The 20,875-nt window shown below is 59.2% G+C and carries 17 protein-coding genes; 7 read left to right on the top strand and 10 right to left on the bottom strand.

The window, feature by feature from the left end:
• Positions 1–228 precede the first annotated feature (228 nt).
• The 6 genes from bioB (at position 229) to B2589_RS02975 (ending at position 8,540) form a co-directional block, all read left to right on the top strand.
• Positions 229–1,296: a biotin synthase BioB gene (gene bioB, locus B2589_RS03000; RefSeq protein ID WP_286815562.1), complete on the top strand. Its 1,068-nt coding sequence runs from the start codon at positions 229–231 to the stop codon at positions 1,294–1,296.
• Positions 1,297–1,637: 341 nt separating this feature from the next.
• Positions 1,638–2,825, top strand: coding sequence for an 8-amino-7-oxononanoate synthase (gene bioF / locus B2589_RS02995; protein ID WP_286815561.1), 1,188 nt, complete (start codon positions 1,638–1,640; stop codon positions 2,823–2,825).
• On the top strand, positions 2,822–3,646 hold the full coding sequence (gene bioC, locus B2589_RS02990) for a malonyl-ACP O-methyltransferase BioC (RefSeq protein WP_286815560.1): 825 nt from the start codon (positions 2,822–2,824) through the stop codon (positions 3,644–3,646). The genes bioF and bioC overlap by 4 nt, the downstream gene beginning before the upstream one ends.
• 193 nt (positions 3,647–3,839) lie before the next feature.
• Positions 3,840–4,544 (top strand): dethiobiotin synthase, encoded by a 705-nt coding sequence (gene bioD, locus B2589_RS02985; protein WP_286815559.1) that lies wholly within the window; start codon positions 3,840–3,842, stop codon positions 4,542–4,544.
• A 182-nt stretch (positions 4,545–4,726) separates the two neighbouring features.
• The gene (locus B2589_RS02980) at positions 4,727–6,526 is read left to right on the top strand and encodes an acyl-CoA dehydrogenase C-terminal domain-containing protein (RefSeq protein WP_286815558.1); all 1,800 of its coding nucleotides are present in this window, start codon (positions 4,727–4,729) and stop codon (positions 6,524–6,526) included.
• 223 nt (positions 6,527–6,749) lie between these two features.
• The gene (locus B2589_RS02975) at positions 6,750–8,540 is read left to right on the top strand and encodes an acyl-CoA dehydrogenase C-terminal domain-containing protein (protein ID WP_094623900.1); all 1,791 of its coding nucleotides are present in this window, start codon (positions 6,750–6,752) and stop codon (positions 8,538–8,540) included.
• 208 nt (positions 8,541–8,748) lie between these two features.
• Here the strand turns inward: B2589_RS02975 and B2589_RS02970 are convergent, their stop codons facing one another.
• The 5 genes from B2589_RS02970 to leuS all read right to left on the bottom strand — a co-directional run bounded on the left by B2589_RS02970 (position 8,749) and on the right by leuS (position 14,119).
• Entirely contained in the window at positions 8,749–9,384 is a 636-nt protein-coding gene (locus tag B2589_RS02970; protein WP_286815557.1) for an endonuclease, read from the bottom strand.
• A gap of 188 nt (positions 9,385–9,572) precedes the next feature.
• Positions 9,573–9,836, bottom strand: a complete 264-nt coding sequence (locus B2589_RS02965; protein WP_022989716.1) for a hypothetical protein — start codon at positions 9,834–9,836, stop codon at positions 9,573–9,575.
• Between the two features lie 104 nt (positions 9,837–9,940).
• On the bottom strand, positions 9,941–10,954 hold the full coding sequence (gene holA / locus B2589_RS02960) for a DNA polymerase III subunit delta (protein WP_273132186.1): 1,014 nt from the start codon (positions 10,952–10,954) through the stop codon (positions 9,941–9,943).
• Positions 10,951–11,532, bottom strand: a complete 582-nt coding sequence (gene lptE, locus B2589_RS02955) for an LPS assembly lipoprotein LptE (protein ID WP_273132184.1) — start codon at positions 11,530–11,532, stop codon at positions 10,951–10,953. Before lptE ends, holA begins: the two co-directional genes overlap by 4 nt.
• A gap of 1 nt (position 11,533) precedes the next feature.
• Complete coding sequence (gene leuS, locus B2589_RS02950) at positions 11,534–14,119, bottom strand: leucine--tRNA ligase (RefSeq protein WP_232901671.1); 2,586 nt, start codon at positions 14,117–14,119, stop codon at positions 11,534–11,536.
• A gap of 183 nt (positions 14,120–14,302) precedes the next feature.
• Here leuS and B2589_RS02945 point away from each other — a divergent pair, with 183 nt between their 5' ends.
• Positions 14,303–14,851 (top strand): zinc ribbon-containing protein, encoded by a 549-nt coding sequence (locus tag B2589_RS02945; protein ID WP_199458059.1) that lies wholly within the window; start codon positions 14,303–14,305, stop codon positions 14,849–14,851.
• A gap of 15 nt (positions 14,852–14,866) precedes the next feature.
• Here B2589_RS02945 and lnt read toward each other — a convergent pair whose 3' ends face one another.
• The 5 genes from lnt to miaB all read right to left on the bottom strand — a co-directional run bounded on the left by lnt (position 14,867) and on the right by miaB (position 20,491).
• Positions 14,867–16,336 (bottom strand): apolipoprotein N-acyltransferase, encoded by a 1,470-nt coding sequence (gene lnt, locus B2589_RS02940; RefSeq protein WP_286815661.1) that lies wholly within the window; start codon positions 16,334–16,336, stop codon positions 14,867–14,869.
• Between the two features lie 67 nt (positions 16,337–16,403).
• Entirely contained in the window at positions 16,404–17,249 is an 846-nt protein-coding gene (locus tag B2589_RS02935; protein ID WP_286815556.1) for an HlyC/CorC family transporter, read from the bottom strand.
• A complete protein-coding gene (gene ybeY, locus B2589_RS02930) occupies positions 17,246–17,719 on the bottom strand; it encodes an rRNA maturation RNase YbeY (protein ID WP_199458061.1) in 474 nt (157 codons plus the stop codon). The genes B2589_RS02935 and ybeY overlap by 4 nt, the downstream gene beginning before the upstream one ends.
• Positions 17,716–18,702, bottom strand: a complete 987-nt coding sequence (locus B2589_RS02925; protein WP_022989707.1) for a PhoH family protein — start codon at positions 18,700–18,702, stop codon at positions 17,716–17,718. Before B2589_RS02925 ends, ybeY begins: the two co-directional genes overlap by 4 nt.
• A 442-nt stretch (positions 18,703–19,144) precedes the next feature.
• Positions 19,145–20,491, bottom strand: coding sequence for a tRNA (N6-isopentenyl adenosine(37)-C2)-methylthiotransferase MiaB (gene miaB / locus B2589_RS02920; RefSeq protein WP_286815555.1), 1,347 nt, complete (start codon positions 20,489–20,491; stop codon positions 19,145–19,147).
• Positions 20,492–20,875 lie beyond the last annotated feature (384 nt).

Genomic DNA, 20,875 nt, shown 5'->3' with positions numbered 1-20,875 from the left:
CAGCGGCAACGCACAGGTGTGGCAGGCCCAGCGAATGGCTGGAAGGTCGTCCCGACAGCCCTGGCACAACCCGAAGCTGGCATGGGGCGAAAGACAGGTGACGCAGCGGCCACCTTGTTTTGCGCTGTTAACCTTTTGGTAGATCAAGGTTGACAGCGATTTCAGTCCGTTTATCATCGCGGTTTATCCGTAAACCAAAAACCTTGCGAAGGTTAACAGGACTTTGCCATGACCGCTACTGCCCTCCGTCACGACTGGACGCTTCAGGAAGCCCGGGATCTTTTCAACTTGCCGTTCAACGATTTGCTGTTCCGTGCCCAGACGGTTCACCGGGAGCATTTCGACCCCAACGAAGTGCAGGTCAGCACCCTGTTGTCTATCAAAACCGGCGCCTGCCCGGAGGACTGCAAGTACTGCCCCCAGAGCGGTCACTACAACACCGGGCTGGAAAAGGAAAAGCTGCTGGAGATTGAAAAGGTGATCGCCGAGGCCCGCGCAGCCAAAGAAAAGGGCGCGTCCCGGTTCTGCATGGGCGCTGCCTGGCGCAGCCCCTCCAGGAAGGACATGCCCTACGTACTGGATATGGTAAAGCAGGTGAAATCCCTGGGTATGGAAACCTGCATGACCCTGGGCATGCTGAAAGAGGAAGAGGCCCGGGAGCTGGCTGACGCCGGACTGGATTACTACAACCACAACCTGGACACCTCCGAGAAGTACTACAACCACATCATCACCACCCGAACCTACCAGGATCGGCTGGATACCCTGGATAACGTGCGCAAGGCCGGCATGAAGGTGTGCTGCGGCGGCATTATGGGTATGGGCGAAGACGAAGACGACCGGGTAGGGCTGCTGGTTCAGCTCGCGAACCTGCCCCAGCATCCGGAGAGTGTGCCGGTGAATATGCTGGTGAAAGTGAAGGGCACGCCGCTGGAGAATGTAGACGACCTGGATCCCTTCGAGTTTGTTCGGATTATCGCTGTGGCGCGGATTCTGATGCCGGCGTCCCATGTTCGCTTGTCTGCCGGGCGGGAGCAGATGAATGAGCAGATGCAGGCGCTGTGCTTTATGGCGGGTGCCAACTCCATCTTCTACGGCGAGAAACTTCTGACCACGTCCAACCCTGAGGCGGATGCGGATATGCAGTTGTTCCGTAAGTTGGGTATCCGGCCGGAGCAGCGGGAGCAGTGTGCTACGGAGGAGCAGGAGGTGGAGGCGCTGGCCGACGCCGTCGAGTATGAGGCGACGCGGCATCTGTTCTATGACGCGAGTCGGGAGTCGGCTGCCTCAGTCTGACTTTGGTCTTGGCCTTTCACCGGGGCTCACGGTGGAGGGCCGCAGGGCGGGGTCCCCTTTCCGGGACTCACTCAAGACGTCCCTGTGCGCTCAGGTCGGGCCATCCATGGCCCTCTATGGTCCCGGAAAGGGGACCCCGCCCCGCGGCCAGTAAACCTGGGCGATTGTGACCCTGCAGGCTACGCCCCAAGTGAGCGGCGAACCGGGTAGGGCTTTCCGGGACTATCTTTCGCCAGGGATGGCGAAAGCTAAGCGCACAGGGATGTCTTGAGCGTGTCCCGGAAAGCCCTACCCGGTTTGCTGCGGAACCTTAAGTACAGCATTTGAGAGTAAGCGACACTATGCGTGACTTTGGCGCCGAGATTGAACAGCGAAAACAGGCCGGGCTGTACCGTACTCGCCGGTTAGTGTCTGGGCCCCAGAAACCTGAGCTGATAGCCGATGGAAAACCGCTGCTGTCGTTCTGTAGTAACGATTATTTGGGGCTGGCGAATCACGCAGGAAACATCGCAGCGCTGCGGGATACGTTGCCTGAAACCGGTCTGGGCGGCGCCGCTTCTCACCTGGTTTGCGGCCACCACGACGCCCATCATCAGCTGGAACAGCGGCTGGCGGAGTTCACGCAGCGCAGTTCGGCGTTGTTTTTCTCGACTGGATACATGGCCAACCTGGGTGTGATTTCAGCGTTGGCAGGGCGGGGGGATACGATTTTTTCGGATCGGTTGAACCATGCTTCGATTATCGATGGCTGCGTTCTGAGCCGGGCGAAGGTGCGCAGGTATGCCCATGGAGATGTGTCTGCGCTGGAGGCGATGCTGGCGGAGACGTCGGGCCATAAGCTGGTGGTAACCGATGGCGTGTTCAGTATGGACGGTGATATCGCGCCGTTGAAGGAGCTTGCCAGGGTGTGTAAGGCCCATGACGCGTTGTTGGTGGTGGATGATGCCCACGGTATTGGCGTGCTTGGCCCGCAGGGGCGGGGTAGTGTGCTGGAGGCGGGGTTGTCGGAGGCGGATGTGCCGGTTTTGATTGGAACCCTGGGCAAGGCCGTGGGCACCAGCGGGGCGTTTGTGGCCGGGCCGGAGGTGTTGATGGATTACCTGGTGCAGAAGGCGCGCACGTATATCTACACCACCGCCATGCCGCCGGCGCTGGCCAAAGCGACTTACGCCAGTATTGACCTGATCGAGCAGGATGATGCTCGCCGCACCCACTTGCAGGCCTTGATTGCGCGGTTCCGTGCCGGTGCGCAGGAATTGGGTTATCAGTTGATGCCCTCGTACACGCCCATCCAGCCTATTATGGTGGGGGATAACCACGCGGCGCTGGCACTAAGCTGTGCTCTGGAAGAACAGGGTATTCTCGTCACCGCCATCCGCCCGCCCACGGTGCCGGAAGGCGAAGCCCGGTTGCGGGTTACCCTGAGCGCCGCGCATTCGGAAGCGCAGGTTGATCGGTTGTTGAAAGCCTTGGCCCGGTGCCGCTCCCTGTTACCGGAGCAGGCCGTTCAGGAGCCGGTGGCGGTATGAGTGCCTATACCGATCTGACGGCAATAGCCCGTTCCGAAGGCGGAACCGGCAGCAAAGCCTGCATCGCCCGGGGCTTCGGCAGCGCCAGCGGAACCTACGACAGCGCCTCCCGCCTGCAAAAAGCCATGGGCGACACCATGCTCGCCCGCATTCCCGAAAATTTCGAGCCAGCAAGCATCCTGGACCTCGGCTGCGGCACCGGCTGGTTCACCCGCAAACTGGCAAACCAATACCCGAATGCCGCCGTCACCGGCGCAGACCTCGCCCCCGGCATGCTGCAACAGGCCCGATCCTTCAGCCCCGAAACCATCACCTGGCTTAACGCAGACGCCGAACAGCTCCCCCTGGTCGACAACAGCGCCGACCTGATCTTCAGCAACCTGATGATCCAGTGGAGCACCCGCCCTGAAACCGTGCTGGCCGAATGCAAGAGAATCCTCAAACCCGGCGGCACCCTCGCCATCTCCACCCTGCTGGATGGCACCCTCGAAGAACTCAAACAAGCCTGGACCAAAGCCGACCCCGGCCAACCCCACGTAAACCGTTTTACCCACCATGCTGACTGGCAGCAATTAACCAGCCAGCAACTCCCCGGTTCCACCCTCGAGACGGCAACCCTCACCTTGCCCTATGATTCCCCCATGGCCCTGAACCGTGAGCTCAAGCACCTGGGTGCCGTGTTCAAAGGCGAAGAGCGACGCAGAACCGTTACCGCTCCGGGAAGGTTCAAGGCGATGTGTGCCGCTTATCCGACATTGGAAAACGGTGAGATCATCGCCAGCTACCATGCAGGCTGGTTGTACTGGTCAAAGCCGATCTGACTACGACTTTCAATGACCGGATGAGGACGTCAACCTCGAAAGTTTGCGGTGAGGGTGTGGTGTGTCTTTCCGGGACTATAGAGGGCCAGGGATGGCCCGACCTAAGCGCACAGGGAAGTCTTGAGCGTGTCCCGGAAAGACACACCACATCCTCACCTTGCACCCGAAACCGATACAGTAGGACCTCCAGAAAATGGCAAAGAAAACCTATTTCGTAACAGGCACCGACACCGGCGTAGGCAAAACCATCGTAGCCGCCGCCATCCTTGAGGCCGCCAAGGCCCAGGGTAAACGCACCCTGGCCATGAAGCCCATTGCGTCGGGCTGCGACCAGACCCCCGACGGGCTGCGCAATGAAGACGCACTGATGCTGCAAGCGGCCATGACCGAACAACTGGCCTACGACGCCATCAACCCCATCGCCATGGAGCCCGCCATTGCCCCCCACGTTGCGGCCCAGCAAGCCGGCAAACAACTCAGCGCCCAGAGGCTGGTCGGCTTTTGCCGCGGAATGCAGATTCGCCCGGCCGATCTTATGCTGGTGGAAGGCGCCGGCGGCTGGCGGGTTCCTCTGAACGACCGCGAAACCTATGCAGCGGTGCCCCGCGAGCTGAAACTGCCCGTGGTCCTGGTGGTCCCTCTCAAGCTCGGTTGCATCAATCACGCCATGCTCACGGTGGAGGCCATTCAGAATGACGGCCTGACGGTAGCCGGCTGGGTAGCCAATCACCCGGAGTCGGAAACCATGAGTTGCGAACAGGAAACCCTCGGTTACCTGGTCAACCATATTCCGGCGCCGTGTCTGGGCATATTGCCCCGCCTTGATGACACACCAACCGAGCGCCTGCCGGCCCGGTTGGCGGAGTTTCTGAATATCTCGCCGTTATTTGACGGCTGACAGGTTCTGCAGGCTGGGCCACACAAAATTTGCTCAGGGCTATTGACAATTCCGTGCCTCAAAACGTATGTTTCAAACAAGTGTTTAATTAAGGCCGCGGTGCAGCGCATCGTGGTGTCTGAGCAAACCCAAGGCCGAAGGCTGTTACTGCATTCAGCCGAGACCAAACCGAGGTGGATTCCATGCCTGAATACAAAGCGCCCCTGCGTGACATTAAATTCGTAATGAACGAGCTGCTGGACAGCGAGCAGCACTACGCCAATCTGGAAGGTGCTGAAGACGCGACTCCGGATATGGTTGATGCCATCATCCAGGAAGGCGCCAAGTTCTGTGAGCAGGTATTGTCTCCGCTGAACCAGGTAGGTGACCAGGAAGGCTGTACCTGGAGCGAAGACGGTGTGAAAACCCCGACCGGCTTCAAAGAAGCTTACCAGCAGTACGTTGAAGGTGGCTGGCCGTCCATGACTGCCGACCCCAACTACGGTGGCCAGGGCCTGCCGCACTCCATCGGCCTGGTGGTCAGTGAAATGGTTGGTACCTGCAACTGGTCCTGGGGTATGTACCCGGGCCTGAGCCACGGCGCCACCAACACCATCGAAGCCCACGGCACCGAAGAGCAGAAGCAGACCTACCTGACCAAGCTGATCAGCGGTGAGTGGACCGGTACCATGTGTCTGACTGAGCCGCACTGTGGTTCTGACCTGGGTACCCTGCGCACCAAGGCCGAGCCGAACGCTGACGGCACCTACAGCATTACCGGTACCAAGATCTTTATCTCTGCCGGTGAGCACGACATGGCCGAGAACATCGTCCACATCGTACTGGCCCGTCTGCCGGGCGCACCGGAAGGTACCAAAGGTATCTCCCTGTTTATCGTGCCCAAGCAGCTGCCGAACGAAGACGGTTCTGCCGGCGAGCGCAACGCGGTTTCCTGTGGCTCCCTGGAGCACAAGATGGGTATCCACGGTAACGCCACCTGCGTAATGAATTTCGACGGCGCCAAGGGCTGGCTGATCGGGCCTGAGAACAAAGGCCTGAACTGCATGTTCACCTTCATGAACACTGCCCGTATCGGTACTGCCATCCAGGGTCTGGGTTCTGCCGAGCTGGGCTTCCAGGGTTCCCTGGCCTATGCCAAGGAGCGTCTGGCCATGCGTTCCCTGAGCGGTCCTAAGAATCCGGACGGCATCGCTGACCCGATCATCGTGCACCCGGACGTACGCCGCATGCTGCTGACCCAGAAGGTTGTGGCTGAAGGCGCCCGCGCCCTGATCTACCTGGCTGGCCAGCAAGTGGACGTGGTTCACTCCGGCAAGACCGAGGAAGAGCGCAAGCACGCCGATGCGCTGCTGGGCTTCCTGACTCCGATCGCCAAGGCCTTCCTGACCGAGATCGGTTACGAATCTGCCAATCTGGGAATGCAGGTGTTTGGTGGCCACGGTTACATCGCCGAGTGGGGCATGGAGCAGAACGTTCGTGATTCCCGCATCGGCATGATCTACGAGGGTACCACTGGTATCCAGGCGCTGGATCTGTTGGGCCGTAAGGTTCTGATGACCCAGGGCGAAGCTCTGAAAGTGTTCACCAAGCAGGTTCACGTATTCTGCAAAGAGAACGCCGACAACGAGCAGTTGAAAGAGTTCATCGAGCAGCTGGCTGCGATCAACAAGGAGTGGGGCGATCTGACCATGAAGGTTGGTATGACCGCCATGAAGAACCGCGAGGAAGTCGGTGCCGCTGCTGTGGATTACCTGATGTACTCCGGTTACGCAGTCTTCGCTTACCTGTGGGCCCGTATGGCCAAGGTGGCACTGGACAAGATGGCCGAAGGCACCTCCGAGGAGATGTTCTACAACGCCAAGGTTCAGTCTGCGCGCTTCTACTTCAAGCGCCTGCTGCCGCGCACCAAGACCCACGCAGAAACCATGCTGGCCGGTGCAGACAGCCTGCTGGATATGCCGGAAGAAGCCTTCGTTATCTAAGACGGGGTTGCTATCTGGTTGAAGGCACAGCAAAAGCCCGTTCTCCGCTCGGAGGCGGGCTTTTTTCATGAGTTTGGTGGCACGTTTGAGGTAGAATGGCGGGCCACAGAATAACAACCTTGTTTCGGACACATAGCCGAGCGGGCGAACCCGAAGACCTTTACACAGAAGGCGTTGTTACTCGGTTCCCCAAGTGACTGACTGAATTTCTGGAGAGTTATACATGGCTGATTATCAGGCACCCCTTCGTGACATGCGTTTTGTATTGAACGAAGTGTTCGACGCGCCCGCACTCTGGGCCTCTCTGCCAAAGATTGCCGAAAACGTAGACCCGGACACTGCCGACGCGATTCTTGAAGAAGCTGGCAAGATCACCGGCGGCGTACTGGCGCCCCTGAACCGCGAAGCGGACGAGCAGGGTTGTAAGTGGAATGAAGGCGAAGTAACCAGCCCGGAAGGCTTCAAGGAAGCCTACCAGACCATCGTTGAGGGTGGCTGGAACGGCCTGGGCGGCAACCCGGAATTCGGCGGCATGGGTATGCCGAAAACCCTGGTGGCCCAGTTTGAAGAAATGATGCAGGGCGCCAACATGGCCTTCGGCCTGGCCCCGATGCTCACCGCCGGCGCCTGCCTGGCCCTGGACGCCCACGGCAGCCAGGAGCTGAAAGAGAAGTACCTGCCCAACATGTATTCCGGCGTATGGTCCGGTGCCATGGACCTGACCGAGCCCCACGCCGGTACCGACCTGGGCATTATCCGCACCAAGGCCGAGCCCAATGACGATGGCTCTTTCAACGTGACTGGCACCAAGATCTTCATCACCTGGGGCGAGCACGACATGGCGGAGAACATCATCCACCTGGTGCTGGCCAAACTGCCGGATGCTCCCAAGGGACCGAAAGGCATCTCCCTGTTCCTGGTGCCCAAGTTCATGGTGAATGACGACGGTTCCCTGGGCGAGCGCAACCAGTTCAGCTGCGGTTCCATCGAGAAGAAGATGGGTATCAAAGGCTCAGCCACCTGCGTGATGAACTTCGACGGCGCAAAGGGCTGGCTGGTTGGTGAAGAAAACAAAGGCCTGGCCGCCATGTTCACCATGATGAACTACGAGCGCCTGGGTGTGGGCATCCAGGGCATCGGCGCCGCCGAAGCTTCCCTGCAGAGCGCCCGCGAATACGCCAACGAGCGTATCCAGAGCCGTGCGCCGACTGGTGCCCAGCAGCCCGAAAAAGCCGCTGACCCGATCCTGGTACACCCGGACGTACGCCGCATGCTGCTGACTATGAAGAGCTATGTGGAAGGCGGCCGTGCCTTCTCTACCTACGTAGCTCAGTGGCTGGATATTTCCAAGTACTCCCAGGACGACGAACAGCGCAAACACGCCGAAGGCATGGTTGCCCTGCTGACCCCCGTCGCCAAGGCCTTCCTGACCGACCGCGGCCTGGAAACCACCATCATCGGCCAGCAGGTCTTCGGTGGCCACGGCTTCATCCGCGAGTGGGGCCAGGAGCAGCTGGTACGCGATTGCCGCATCACCCAGATCTACGAAGGCACCAACGGCATCCAGGCCATGGACCTGATGGGTCGTAAAGTCGTCGGCAGCCAGGGCAAACTGTACGAACTGTTCGTACAGGACGTAGCTACTTTCATCGAAGCAAACACCGGCGACGCCGCCCTCAAGCCTTACCTGGAGCCGCTGGCGGCTGCTGTCGAGCGCCTGTCCGACGTTACCGAACACGTCATCAAACAAGCCGGCGACAACCCCAACGCCATCGGCGCCGCGGCGGTCGATTACCTCGACATGTTCGGCTACACCGCCCTGGCATACATGTGGGCCAAAACCGTCAAAGCCGCCGCTCCGAAGGCAGAGGGTGACACCTCCGGCTTCTACACCGGCAAGCTGAAAACAGCCCGCTTCTACTTCGACCGCCTGCTGCCAAAGACCGTGTCCCTGGCCGAAGGCATTCGCAGTGGCAGCGATGCCATGATGGCTCTGGCGGCTAACGAAATCTGATACAGGTTTCGTTCTTCCAGCAAGCAAAAAAGCAGGCCCAGGTGGCCTGCTTTTTTGTTTGATGCTAGCTGAAATGTCCGGGCATTGGATCGGGGAGGCCCTTCCGAAACCTTGCGTAGCCATGGATGGCGGAGCAGAGCGTACAAGGATGTATTCACAGCGTGTTTCGGAAGGGCTTCCCCGATCCAACGCTTACTGCATTTCAAACTCAGAGCCGACTAATCAGCCTGGGATTAACCACAAAGGGATTCTCATTACCCTGAATCTCGGCAATCCGGCTATGCCGCGCCAGCTCCCGGTCATCCGGCGGATCCAGCTCGTTCCAGCCCTGAAACAGCGTAGTAGCCCCCAGCCACGGCAACCCGTACGTATCGACCATGTACGCCATCGTCCGGGCCACATCACCCTTGGCATGCTCGGGCGGCTCGAAAAACTGTGTGCTCTCACGAATACCGCAGTCATCCGGCTGTGCACTGGCGCCGATATCCTCATAGCGGGTATTGCGGCGACGCATCTCTATTCGACTGGTTACCGGCACCATATTGTGCAGATCCGAGGCAATCTGCCGGTAGCGGTTGTCCCGCTTGCACTGCGATGTAGTACCGCAATCCAGGGCGGAACGCACATCCGCCAGCGGGTAGATATAACCGTCGGTCAGTACAAAGCCCTTGCTGGTAAACGGCTTTTCGCAGAAGAAGGATGAACCGCCTTCCGCATACAGGTTGCCCCAGAACTCATTCTTGATAACGGTTTCGGGATCACTGAAACGGATGTTCTGGCCAGTAACCAGACCGGCAGAGAGAGACAGGGCGAGAGTAACAGAGAGCGCAGTAACTTTTTTCATATGACAGGTATACCTCACAGTATGTGCCATATTCCTTGGCCAGCCAGACGGCAAGTTGGTGGCAAAATGAACAACACGACAAAATTATGACGCAAGATTCATTTCTTACTGTGAAGTATGGCACAGAGACGATGAGAAGTGTGTCTCTATGCCTGTCTTGATGTGTCTGTTTGTTAACGGGTTAACGTTTACTTCAGCTTGTTGCGGATGTTCTGGTAGCCGGATTTTAGCTCTTCACCCATCTTGCGGGCGGTTTCCCGGGCTTCCTGGCTGGCATCTTCTGCGTCATGGAAAATCTGGTCGAGCTTCGAACGGAACTTGTCCCAGTTCTGCTCCAGGTCGTCCCATTCGTCCTTCACATCTTCCTTGGCCAGGTGCATCTGCACCTTGGCTTCGTCGCGGTATTGTCTGACTTTCTCGGACAGCTTGTTGAATTCGTCTTGCAGGCTCATGGCAGGTTCTCCTTCCCTGATTGAGTGGAGAATGTACAATGCGCCCGATTGCAAAATCGTGTCAAGTGCCGCCGGGGCCGGTACTCGCCCGGGTTTGGCCCAGGTCAGCCATTACGGGTTGCGGCCAGCAGAATTGAGAGGTCGCGCAGGTGATGCCAGGGGGTAAGGTCGTCAAAGCCCTTGGCGGCCCGGTCAGTCAGGCTGCACAGGGCCAGGGCCTGGTTCAGGCGGGGCAGTGTCAGGCGGCGGGCTGCCTGCTGGATGGCAGACGCTCGCCGGGGCTGGAAAACGCCCCGTTTCTTCAGAAAGCCCGAGGGGTTATCGCCCGGGGGCAGGGCGGTCTTCAGCTCGATAATCATGTTCAGGTCGCGCACCAGCACGCTCAGCAGCCCCAGGGGATTTTCTCCTTCCTGCTGCAGTACGCCGATGATGCGGCTGGCGTGGCCGGCCTTACCAGTGAGCAGTTCGGTGACCAGCTCAAAGCCGTTGAAGCGGGCGCTGTCCTGGACTGCCTGCTCTACGGTTTCCTCGTCAATGGTCTTGCCGTTGGTCAGCAGCGTCAGGCGATCCAGTTCCTGGCTCGCCGCCAGCAGGTTGCCTTCGAGCCGTTCAGCCAGCATTCCCAGTGCACCGCGGGTCAGGCTCAGCCCCTGATTGCTTGCCCGTTGCTGCAGCCAGTTGGCGAATTTGTCCGCCTCAACCGGCCACACCGGCACATGTACGCCGGTTTTCTGAAGGTCCTTGTACCATTTACGCTTGGTTTCCGCGGCATCCAGCCTGGCGCTGATCAGCAACAGGATGACGTCTTCAGGCGGGGCCTGCAGGATTTGCTCGAGTACCTTGCGGCCATCGCCGAGTTTGCCGGTGGGCAGGTGAATCTCGATCCGGCGTTTTTCCGCAAACAGCGACATCGCGTTGCATTCGTCTGCTACGGAATTCCAGTCAAGCTGGTGATCTGCGTGGTAGGTGAGGCGGTCCTGGTAACCGGCTTCCCGGGCGGCCTTTCGAACCTGGTCGCAACACTCCTGAACCAGCAGGGGTTCATCACCGGAGATCAGGTAAACCGGTGCCAGGCCTTTTTTCAGTAACTGAGGGAGCTGGCCAGGCTGGGTTTTCATTGCGCCTCAGCCTGTTCCTGGCTGGCCCGGTAATCCTCGATGATGGTGTCTATCCGTTCCCGGGTCATGGGGGCCAGGCGGAAGATAACCTGCTGGGCCAGCCGGTCGCCCAGCTGTTGCCGAAGCTCCTCTTCCTCGCGCTGCTTGGCGAGTACGTTGGTTTCGTCGTAGCGGTAGGTTTCGCTGGCATTCAGGTTGGTGCTGGCAATCAGCGGGATCCGGTCAGCCGTGAGCAGTTCAATGGCGATAGTATGGCGCAGAACGTACTCTGCGGCAGCGGCCTGGGCGGTAATGGCCGAGGCCCGGCGATCCTGCCGGTAATCCCGCAGGCGCAGGATGTAATCGGCCTGGGCGGCGCTGTCAGCAACCTGGACACCGCCGAGGGTCAGCTGATCCCGGACCGATTGACAGAAGCGGCCGGGCAGGTTGTCCGGGCAGTCTACCGCCAGGGGTTGCAGCGCGGCCGGTACCGGCGAGGTGCCCCGTAACTGAAAGCCGCAGCCGCTGGCCAGCACCAGGGTAGCCAGTGCCAGGGCGGCGAGTTTCAACGCTTTCAGGAACGGGGCGGTGGTGGTCATATCAGTTGGCCACCACGTTGACCAGTTTGCCGGGCACTACAATCACCTTGCGAACGGTATTGCCTTCAACAAAACGCTGAACGTTTTCGTTCTCCAGGGCCAGCTTTTCCAGGTCCGGCTTGCTGATATCGGCCGGGACTGTGGCCTTGGCCCGTACCTTGCCGTTGACCTGCAGGACCACTTCGATCTCGCTGCGGACCATGGCGCTTTCATCGGCGACCGGCCAGCTGGCGTCAACCACCGGCTCACTGTGGCCCAGCACCTGCCAGAGTTTATGACAGATATGAGGCACGATCGGAGCCAGCACCCGTACCGCGGTGTCCAGGGCTTCCTGGCGCACGGCGCGGCTCTGGGGTTCGTCATCACCCAGGCGGCCCACTTCATTCAGCAGTTCCATTACGGCTGCAATGGCGGTGTTGAAGGTCAGGCGGCGACTGATGTCGTCACTGACCTTGGCAATGGTCTCGTGGGTCTTGCGGCGCAGGTCTTTCTGGCTGCTGTTCAGAGCGCTGGCATCCAGGGCAGCAACATCGCCGCCGGCCGCATGCTCGGTCACCATGCGCCACAGGCGCTTGAGGAAGCGGTGCGCGCCCTCCACGCCGCTGTCAGACCACTCCAGGGACTGCTCTGGCGGTGCGGCAAACATCATGAACAGGCGCACAGTGTCGGCACCAAACTCATCGATGATCGACTGGGGATCGATGCCGTTGTTCTTGGACTTGGACATCTTGGTAACGCCGCCGATTTCCACCGGCTGGCCATCGGCTTTCAGGATGGCGCGTACCACCTGGCCCTTGCCGTCGCGTTCTACGGTGACGTCCGCCGGGTTGAACCAGGTCTTGCCGCCGTTGTCTTCGTTACGGTAGTAAGTCTCGGCCAGCACCATGCCCTGGGTAAGCAGGCGATTGAACGGCTCGGAACTGTTTACCAGGCCCACGTCCCGCAGCAGCTTGTGGAAGAAGCGGGCGTACAGCAGGTGCAGGATGGCGTGCTCGATACCACCGATGTACTGGTCTACCGGCAGCCAGTAGTTGGCGGCAGCCGGGTCCAGCATGCCCTTGTCGTAGTTGGGGCTGCAGAAACGGGCGTAGTACCAGGACGACTCCATGAAGGTGTCGAAGGTATCGGTTTCCAGGGTGGCGGCCTGGCCGTTGAACTCGGTTTTGCACCACTCCGGGTCTGCCTTGATGGGCGACTGCACGCCGTCCATCTCGACATCTTCCGGCAGGCGAACCGGCAGCTGGTCGTCCGGAACCGGCATCTCGGTGCCGTCTTCCAGGGTCATCATCGGGATGGGCGCGCCCCAGTAACGCTGGCGGGAAACACCCCAGTCGCGCAGGCGGTAGTTAACGGTGCGCTTGCCAATGCCGTTGGCTTCCAGGTAGCTGGCGATTTCCTCGAAGGCTTCATCGCTGGTCAGGCCGCTGTATTTGCCGGAGCTAACCAGTACACCTTTTTCGGTGTAGGCCTTTTCCTGAACATCGATATCTTCGTGGTTGCTCGGCGCAATCACCTGCTTGATGGCCAGTTTGTATTTGCGGGCAAACTCGTGGTCACGGTCATCGTGGCCCGGTACGGCCATCAGGGCGCCGGTGCCGTAGTCCATCAGCACAAAGTTGGCGACCCAAACCGGAATTTCTTCCTGGGTCAGCGGGTGGATGGCCTTGAAACCGGTATCAATACCTTTCTTTTCCATGGTGGCCATTTCGGCCTCAGCTACCTTGCTGTTACGGCACTGGTCCACAAACTCCGCCACGTCGCGGTGGCGCTCTGCTGCTGCCTTGGCCAGCGGGTGCTCGGCAGCGACCGCCATGTAGCTCACGCCCATCAGGGTGTCCGGGCGGGTGGTGTAAACGGTCAGGCCGTCTTCACGATCTTTCAGCGGGAAGGTCAGCTCGGTACCGGTGGACTTGCCAATCCAGTTGCGCTGCATGGTCTTGACCTGTTCCGGCCAGCCTTCCAGGTCGTCCATGTCGTTCAGCAGTTCTTCCGCGTAATCGGTGATGCGGATGAACCACTGGGGAATCTTTTTCTGCTCTACCAGCGCGCCGGAGCGCCAGCCGCGGCCGTCAACCACCTGTTCGTTGGCCAGGACGGTCTGGTCAACCGGGTCCCAGTTAACGGTGGACATCTTCTTGTACACCAGGCCTTTTTCATACAGGCGGGCGAAGAACCACTGTTCCCAGCGGTAATATTCCGGATCGCAGGTGGCCAGTTCGCGGCTCCAGTCGTACCCGAAACCCAGCTGCTTGAGCTGGTTTTTCATGTAATCGATGTTGGAGCGGGTCCACTTTGCCGGCGCGGACTTATTGGCAATGGCGGCGTTTTCCGCAGGCAGGCCGAAGGCGTCCCAGCCCATAGGCTGCATCACGTTCTTGCCCTGCATGCGCTGATAACGGGAAATCACGTCGCCGATGGTGTAGTTGCGAACGTGGCCCATGTGCAGCTTGCCGCTGGGGTAGGGGAACATGGACAGGCAGTAGTACTTGGGCTTGCCCGGCTCTTCCTTCACCTTGAAGGTTTCGTTGGTTTCCCAGAAGTTGCGGGCGGTCTGTTCTACGTCACGTGGGTTGTATTGCTCGTCCATTCCTGCCATTACCAAAAGTACCCTGTGAGAAAAGGATGTTCGAAAAGGCCGAACATTCTAACGCACCGAAGGCTTAACAGGTAGTCTGCCAAATTCTGCGGGATGTGCCAGACTGTCAGTAATGGCGAAGGCCGCAGGCCAGTGCCCCGAAGTCAGGTTGGAAGTCAGGTTGAAGGAGCCGTTATGACAGAACCGGAACGCAGTCACCTTTCAGGTAAAGCCCTCGAGGCCTATGACCGAATGCTGGAGCGGGTGCAGACCCGCCTGCACGATCTGCAGGAGACGTCCTTGCAGACTCTGGAAGAAGAAGTGCAGAAGGCGGTCGAGTTTGAATACGAACTGGAGGAGATGACCCGGGAGGAAGCCGACCTGCTGGGCGCCTACCTGCAGCGGGATCTCCAGCATTTGATGCACTTTGTGGAGGAAACCGGGGAAGGCCTGAAAGAGTGGCTGCAGCTGGACATCTCCCTGCTGGAACAGACTCTGGCCGACCGCCTGCTGTCGGTGGCGGACCAGACCCTGGTAGATACCCTGGAGCTGTCCCAGAAGCTGGAGAACGAAGATGTCAGCCACTACATCTCCGGCGAAGTGGCCACCGCCGGCATGTTCCGCTGCCTGAACTGCAGCCATATGCTGTGCTTGACCAAAACCAGTCACCTGCACCCTTGTGAGGCATGTGGCTCCCACTACTTCGAGCGCGTAACCAGCCGGTGGCCGCCTAAGGAAGGGTGATTCCGTGGCTAAAAATCAGCGTTTAGGAATCACCCGCTCCCGCACGAAAACAATCAGGATCACCGCCAGGGTCAGCACCGGCCAGGAGCCGGTCTGCATGTAGGGCGTGCTGCCGGTGGCGGAGAATACCTCGCCGGTGAGCACGGCCCGCTGGAACTGGGGGATGCGCTCGGTGATCTGGCCTTTTTCGTTGATGATGGCCGTTACCCCGTTGTTGGTGCCGCGCAGCATGTAGCGCCCGGTTTCCAGGGCGCGCATGCGGGCCAGTTGCAGGTGCTGAAGAGGGCCGATAGAGTCGCCGAACCAGCCATCGTTGCTGATGGTCACCAGCATGCCGGTATTCCGCGCGTTGAACGCCACAAAATCCGGGTAGGCCACTTCGTAGCAGATGTAGGGCATCAGCCGGGTATCGGTGGCGCTCAGGCCGGATTGCTGGCCCGGGCCCGGGGTGAAGCTGCTCATGGGCAGGTCAAAGAAGCCGATCAGTCCCCGCAGTAATCCCTGCAGCGGCACATACTCGCCGAAAGGTACCAGCTTCTGTTTGTGGTACATGCCCTCGCCGCCACCGGCAGCCAGGATGCTGTTGTGGAAGGTGTAGTCCTCGATTTCGCCGCTGTAGCCATACCAGGGAATACCGGAAATCAGGGTGCTGTTCTCGCCAAGCCGTTCCTCGATGTGGTCAATGATCTTGCCGGCCTGGTCCTGGGGAATGGGAATGGCGGTTTCCGGCCACAGGATGATGTCTTTATCCCAGTGTTCTTCAGTCATCCCCAGATACGCCACAATCTGGTCTTTCAGGAACTCCGGATCCCACTTGATCTGTTGCGGAATATTGCCCTGCATGGCGGCAAAGCTTTTCGGCTCCTCGCTGATACTGGTCCAGCTGACCTGATTAAGGGCAGGAGCCAGCAGCCAGGGTAATACCACGATCGCTGCCGTCGCACCGGCCGCAGCTTTTCGGCCAGCCAGGATCAGCCACCACACCCCGTAAGCCGCTGCGCCGGTAACCACGATCCAGAAGGTCAGCCCGTGCACACCGGTTAATGGTGCCAGCCCGGCCAGTGGGCCATCGGTGTGGGCGGTGCCCAGGTACAGCCAGGGAAAGCCGGTCAGCAGCCAGCCCCGGAGCCAGTCCCCCAGTAGCCAGATGGCGGGAAACAGGATCAGCCGGCGCACCATGCTTTGCCTGGCCAGCTTGCCCCAGAACCAGAACGCCAGCCCGTGGAATAGCGCCAGCCCTGCCACGAACAGCACCATCAGCAGAACCGCGATGGGCATCGAGGTGTTGCCGTGCTTGCTGATGCTGATGTAAATCCAGCTCACGCCGGAGGCAAACAGCCCAAGGCCGACAAACCAGCCGGCGCGAAACAGCTTCTCCGACGGCAGGTTCAGGGTAACCAGGAGGATCAGAAGAACCGATACCGGCCCCAGCGCCCAGATATGGAACGGCGAGAAGGTAAGGGTTTGCAGGGCGCCGGCGATCATCAGGATCACCGGGCCCAGCCAGGGATGGGCAGTAAATTTCAGGTTGAGCGGATGGCTCAGGCCGTTTTCATGACTCACTTCGGGTTACCTGCAGCAAACGGATGACTCGGTTATCGGCGTTCGCAATAGTAAACTGCAAACCGCCGAATTCAACCGTTTCGCCCCGTCTGGGCAGGTGGCCGAACTCTTTGAGCACCAGGCCGCCAATGGTATCGAACTCTTCTTCGTCCAGGTCGGTGCCAAAAAATTCATTAAAGTCGTCAACCGGAGTCACGGCTTTCACCGCAAAGGTGCCATCGCCCCGGGCCTTGATGTGGGTTTCTTCGTCGAAATCGTGTTCGTCTTCGATCTCGCCGACGATCTGCTCCAGCACATCCTCAATGGTAATCAGGCCTGCCGTACCGCCGTATTCATCCACCACGATGGCCATGTGGTTGCGGTTTTCCTTGAACTCCTTGAGCAGCTGGTTCAACCGCTTGCTCTCGGGCACAAAGGTGGGCGGGCGCAGGATTTCACGGATGCGGGACCAGTTGAGGTTGTTGTTCAGGGCCAGCGGCAGCAGATCCTTGGCCAGCAGAACACCCAGCACGTCGTCCGGGCTTTCACCAATCACCGGGAAACGGCTGTGGGCAGATGACATGATCTCGGGCAGGAATTCTTTCGGTTCCTGGGAGGCTTTCACGGTGATCATCTGGGAGCGGGGAATCATGATTTCATCCACCCGCATATCGATCACCTGCATGGCACCTTCGATGATGCTCATGGAATCGGTATCAATAATGCTCTGGGACTCGGCGTCCCGCAGAATTTCCAGCACGTCCTCAACGGACTCAGGCCCGCTGGAAAAGGCCTGTGATATACGCTCCAGCCAGGACTTGCTGCCCTGGCTGCGACTCGACTGATCGTCGCTCATGAGTCTGGTTCCGTTTCCTCTGCTTCGTAAGGGTTAGCAAATCCGAGCTGCGACAGCAGCCGAACCTCGAGGGCTTCCATGACCTCGGCTTCGTTATCTTCAATATGGTCGTAGCCCTGAAGGTGCAACATACCGTGCACCACCATATGAGCCCAGTGGGCTACAGGCTCTTTATGCTGTTCCTGCGCCTCTTTTTCAACAACCGGTGCGCAAATAACCAGATCTCCGGCCAATGGCATCGTTATACCCGCTGGCGCTTCAAATGGGAAGGACAAAACATTGGTGGGTTTGTCCTTGCCCCGGTACTGGTGGTTCAGCTCCCGGCTCTCGTCGTTATCGACAATACGGATGGTCACCTCGGACGGATTCTCGCCCAGCCAGGCCTTTTCGGCCCAGCTGTGGAACTGCGCTTCATCCGGCACACCCGCACCGTCAAAGGCCATCTGGAAGTCCACAGTCAGCTTGTTCATCGGCTGCCGGAGCTCCCGTCATCAAAGGAATCGTAGGCTTCCACAATCCGCTGAACCAGCGGGTGGCGCACCACATCCTTGGCTTCAAAACGGGTAAAGCCGATGCCAGGCACCTTGCTCAACACGCCGGCGGCGTGAATCAGGCCGGAATTCTGGCCCCGTGGCAGGTCCACCTGAGTGGTATCACCGGTAATCACCGCCGTAGAGCCAAAACCGATCCGGGTCAGGAACATCTTCATCTGCTCCCGTGTGGTGTTCTGGCTCTCGTCCAGAATGATGAATGAGTTGTTCAGCGTGCGCCCGCGCATAAACGCCAGCGGCGCAATCTCGATCACGCTCTTCTCGATCAGGCGGGTAACCTGGTCAAAGCCCAGCATTTCATAAAGCGCGTCGTACAGCGGCCTAAGGTACGGGTCCACCTTCTGTGCCAGGTCGCCGGGCAGAAAGCCCAGTTTCTCGCCGGCTTCCACCGCTGGCCGAACCAGCAGAATCCGCTTCACCTGCTCGTCCTTCAGTGCCTCAACCGCACAGGCCACGGCCAGCCAGGTCTTACCCGTACCCGCCGGCCCGATGCCAAAGTTGATGTCGTGGGTGCGGATGCTGTGCACATACTTCTGCTGATTCCGGCCCCGGGGCTTGGCGGTCAGTTTGGGGGTCTTGATGACGGTAATCTGGCCTTCATCATAAGGCACGTCATCCGGCAGCCGCTCAAGGCCGGTCTCTCGGATAAACAGGTGCACGGTATCCGGCGGAATGTCCTCGCTGGCCTCGGTTTCCCGGTACAGGTGCCGGATGACCTCGGTAGCCGCTGCCACGTTTTCAGTGTGGCCTTCCACCCGGAAATGATGCCCGCGCCGGCCGACTTTCACCTGCAGGCGCTGTTCAATCATCTTCAGGTGTTCATCAAACTGCCCGCACAGGGTCGCCAGCCGGCGCTGGTTCACCGGGTGCAGGTCAAATTGTCTGGTATCGTGAGTGTTCAATATTGCTCCGTTCTGGTTTTAACTCTGGCCCGGGTGGTTTAGGCCGGAGCATGCATTTCTTGAATTGGGCAGTATGGCCGATGAGTGGGTTCGCTTCCACAGGGACGCTCAAGACGTCCTGTTCGCTTAGCTTCGGCCATCCATGGCCTACGATACCCTGTGGAAGCGAACCCACGCACCGGCCTTTCTTGCTATGTGCAGGTTCGCTGATTAAAAATCAAGCTGGTTTGGCTGTTGCTTCATGATGAACGCACTATGGTGAGCGTTTTTGCATGCTGCACTGTTGATGGTCGGAGCTTGGGCGGGCAGGCCTTCCAAAAATGTGCGGAGCCATGGATGGCGGAGCAGAAGCGCCACAGGGATGTGCCGTAAGGAGCGGTTTTTGGAAGGCCTGCCCGCCCAAGATCCCGCCCCCGAACTACAAGCACATGGGTGCCGAAGCCTAAAACAACTCAGAACTAACCGGCACACCACGAAGAGAGTTCGGGTAGGCCTCGACGATTTCTACGTCGATGAAGTGGCCAACCACCTCAGGATTCTCATGGCGGAAGTTCACAATGCGGTTGTTCTCGGTACGCCCCGCATACTCCCCCGGGTCCTTCTTGGACAGACCAGTCACCAGAATCCGCTGAGTGGAACCGACCATCTTGCGGCTGATATCCATCACATTCTGATTCAGGCGATCCTGCAGAATACTCAACCGCTGCTTCTTCACCTCCACCGGCGTATCGTCCGGCAGATCCGACGCCGGAGTACCCGGGCGGGCGCTGTAGATGAAGCTGAAGGACATATCAAAGCCGATGTCGTTGATCAGCTTCATGGTATCCTCGAAATCCTTATCGGTTTCACCCGGGAAGCCGATAATGAAGTCAGAAGAGAAGCTGATGTCCGGGCGGATCTTGCGCAGGCGGCGCAGCTTGGATTTGTACTCCAGCGCCGTGTGGCCGCGCTTCATGGCTGCCAGGATGCGGTCGGAGCCGCTTTGCACCGGCAGGTGCAGGTGGCTGACCAGCTCCGGAACCCGCTCGTAGACATCGATCAGTGACTCGCTGAATTCCACCGGGTGAGAGGTGGTGTAGCGGATGCGGTCGATGCCATCAATGGTGGCGATCACTTCGATCAGTTCCGCCAGGTCCATCTGGTCGCCGTCGTGGGTGTCGCCACGATAGGCGTTTACGTTCTGCCCCAGCAGGTTTACTTCGCGCACGCCCTGGGCAGCCAGGTGGGCCACCTCGGCAATCACGTCGTCTACCGGGCGGCTGACTTCTTCGCCACGGGTGTAGGGCACCACGCAGAAGGTGCAGTATTTGCTGCAGCCTTCCATGATAGAAACGAACGCAGAAGGGCCATCGGCACCAGGTTCCGGCAGGTTGTCGAACTTCTCGATTTCCGGGAAGCTGACGTCAACCACGCCTACACCGTTACCTTTCATTCGGACTTCGCTGATCATGTCTGGCAGGCGGTGCAGGGTTTGCGGGCCGAACACCATGTCTACGTAAGGGGCCCGGTCGAGGATGGCCTGGCCTTCCTGGCTGGCAACGCAGCCGCCAACGCCGATGATCATATCGGGTTTTTTGCTTTTGAGACGTTTCCAGCGGCCGAGCTGGTGGAACACTTTTTCCTGGGCTTTTTCGCGAATGGAGCAGGTGTTCAGCAGCAGGATGTCGGCGTCATCCGGGTTGTCGGTCATTTCAACCGCTTCGCCGGTTTTGAGCAGGTCTGCCATGCGGGCAGAGTCGTACTCGTTCATTTGGCAGCCGTGGGTTTTGATGAACAGCTTCTTGGCCATGGGTCTCACGTAGTTTGGTGTGTGTTGCGCCGGGGTGGTGTGGGGCGCTGGCAAAAATTGACTGCGTATTATAACGGGGTGCCTAAACTTCAACCACCGTTGTCTCGGATTGTCTCTAGTTTTGCTGTGGTATCATTTCCAGCTTTCCGGCGTGGGTGCAAGAAGGCTTGTGGGATGGGGCTTCCAAAAAACGCTCCTTACGGCACCCCTTCGGGGTCCGGCCCACAATCACAGATTGTGGTCGCTCAGCTGTCGCATGAAGCATTGCTTCATAAGCGCTCGGCTGAGCCCCTGTGGCGCTTCTGTTCCGCCATCCATGGCTCCACAAATTTTTGGAAGCCCCATCCCACAAGCCTTCACCAACGCTATTCCTGGATTCCGACA

It is taken from the genome of Marinobacter sp. UBA3607 (assembly GCF_002375525.1).
Classification (GTDB): Bacteria; Pseudomonadota; Gammaproteobacteria; order Pseudomonadales; family Oleiphilaceae; genus Marinobacter; species Marinobacter vinifirmus.
This window is presented reverse-complemented; position numbering and strand designations above follow the sequence as displayed.

What these genes read in the sequence shown, in the direction of transcription:
- bioB (WP_286815562.1), top strand. Translation starts at nt 229, where the DNA reads ATGACCGCTACTGCCCTCCGTCACGACTGGACGCTTCAGGAAGCCCGG.
- bioF (WP_286815561.1), top strand. Translation starts at nt 1,638, where the DNA reads ATGCGTGACTTTGGCGCCGAGATTGAACAGCGAAAACAGGCCGGGCTG.
- bioC (WP_286815560.1), top strand. Translation starts at nt 2,822, where the DNA reads ATGAGTGCCTATACCGATCTGACGGCAATAGCCCGTTCCGAAGGCGGA.
- bioD (WP_286815559.1), top strand. Translation starts at nt 3,840, where the DNA reads ATGGCAAAGAAAACCTATTTCGTAACAGGCACCGACACCGGCGTAGGC.
- B2589_RS02980 (WP_286815558.1), top strand. Translation starts at nt 4,727, where the DNA reads ATGCCTGAATACAAAGCGCCCCTGCGTGACATTAAATTCGTAATGAAC.
- B2589_RS02975 (WP_094623900.1), top strand. Translation starts at nt 6,750, where the DNA reads ATGGCTGATTATCAGGCACCCCTTCGTGACATGCGTTTTGTATTGAAC.
- B2589_RS02970 (WP_286815557.1), bottom strand. Translation starts at nt 9,384, where the DNA reads ATGAAAAAAGTTACTGCGCTCTCTGTTACTCTCGCCCTGTCTCTCTCT.
- B2589_RS02965 (WP_022989716.1), bottom strand. Translation starts at nt 9,836, where the DNA reads ATGAGCCTGCAAGACGAATTCAACAAGCTGTCCGAGAAAGTCAGACAA.
- holA (WP_273132186.1), bottom strand. Translation starts at nt 10,954, where the DNA reads ATGAAAACCCAGCCTGGCCAGCTCCCTCAGTTACTGAAAAAAGGCCTG.
- lptE (WP_273132184.1), bottom strand. Translation starts at nt 11,532, where the DNA reads ATGACCACCACCGCCCCGTTCCTGAAAGCGTTGAAACTCGCCGCCCTG.
- leuS (WP_232901671.1), bottom strand. Translation starts at nt 14,119, where the DNA reads ATGGACGAGCAATACAACCCACGTGACGTAGAACAGACCGCCCGCAAC.
- B2589_RS02945 (WP_199458059.1), top strand. Translation starts at nt 14,303, where the DNA reads ATGACAGAACCGGAACGCAGTCACCTTTCAGGTAAAGCCCTCGAGGCC.
- lnt (WP_286815661.1), bottom strand. Translation starts at nt 16,336, where the DNA reads ATGATCGCCGGCGCCCTGCAAACCCTTACCTTCTCGCCGTTCCATATC.
- B2589_RS02935 (WP_286815556.1), bottom strand. Translation starts at nt 17,249, where the DNA reads ATGAGCGACGATCAGTCGAGTCGCAGCCAGGGCAGCAAGTCCTGGCTG.
- ybeY (WP_199458061.1), bottom strand. Translation starts at nt 17,719, where the DNA reads ATGAACAAGCTGACTGTGGACTTCCAGATGGCCTTTGACGGTGCGGGT.
- miaB (WP_286815555.1), bottom strand. Translation starts at nt 20,491, where the DNA reads ATGGCCAAGAAGCTGTTCATCAAAACCCACGGCTGCCAAATGAACGAG.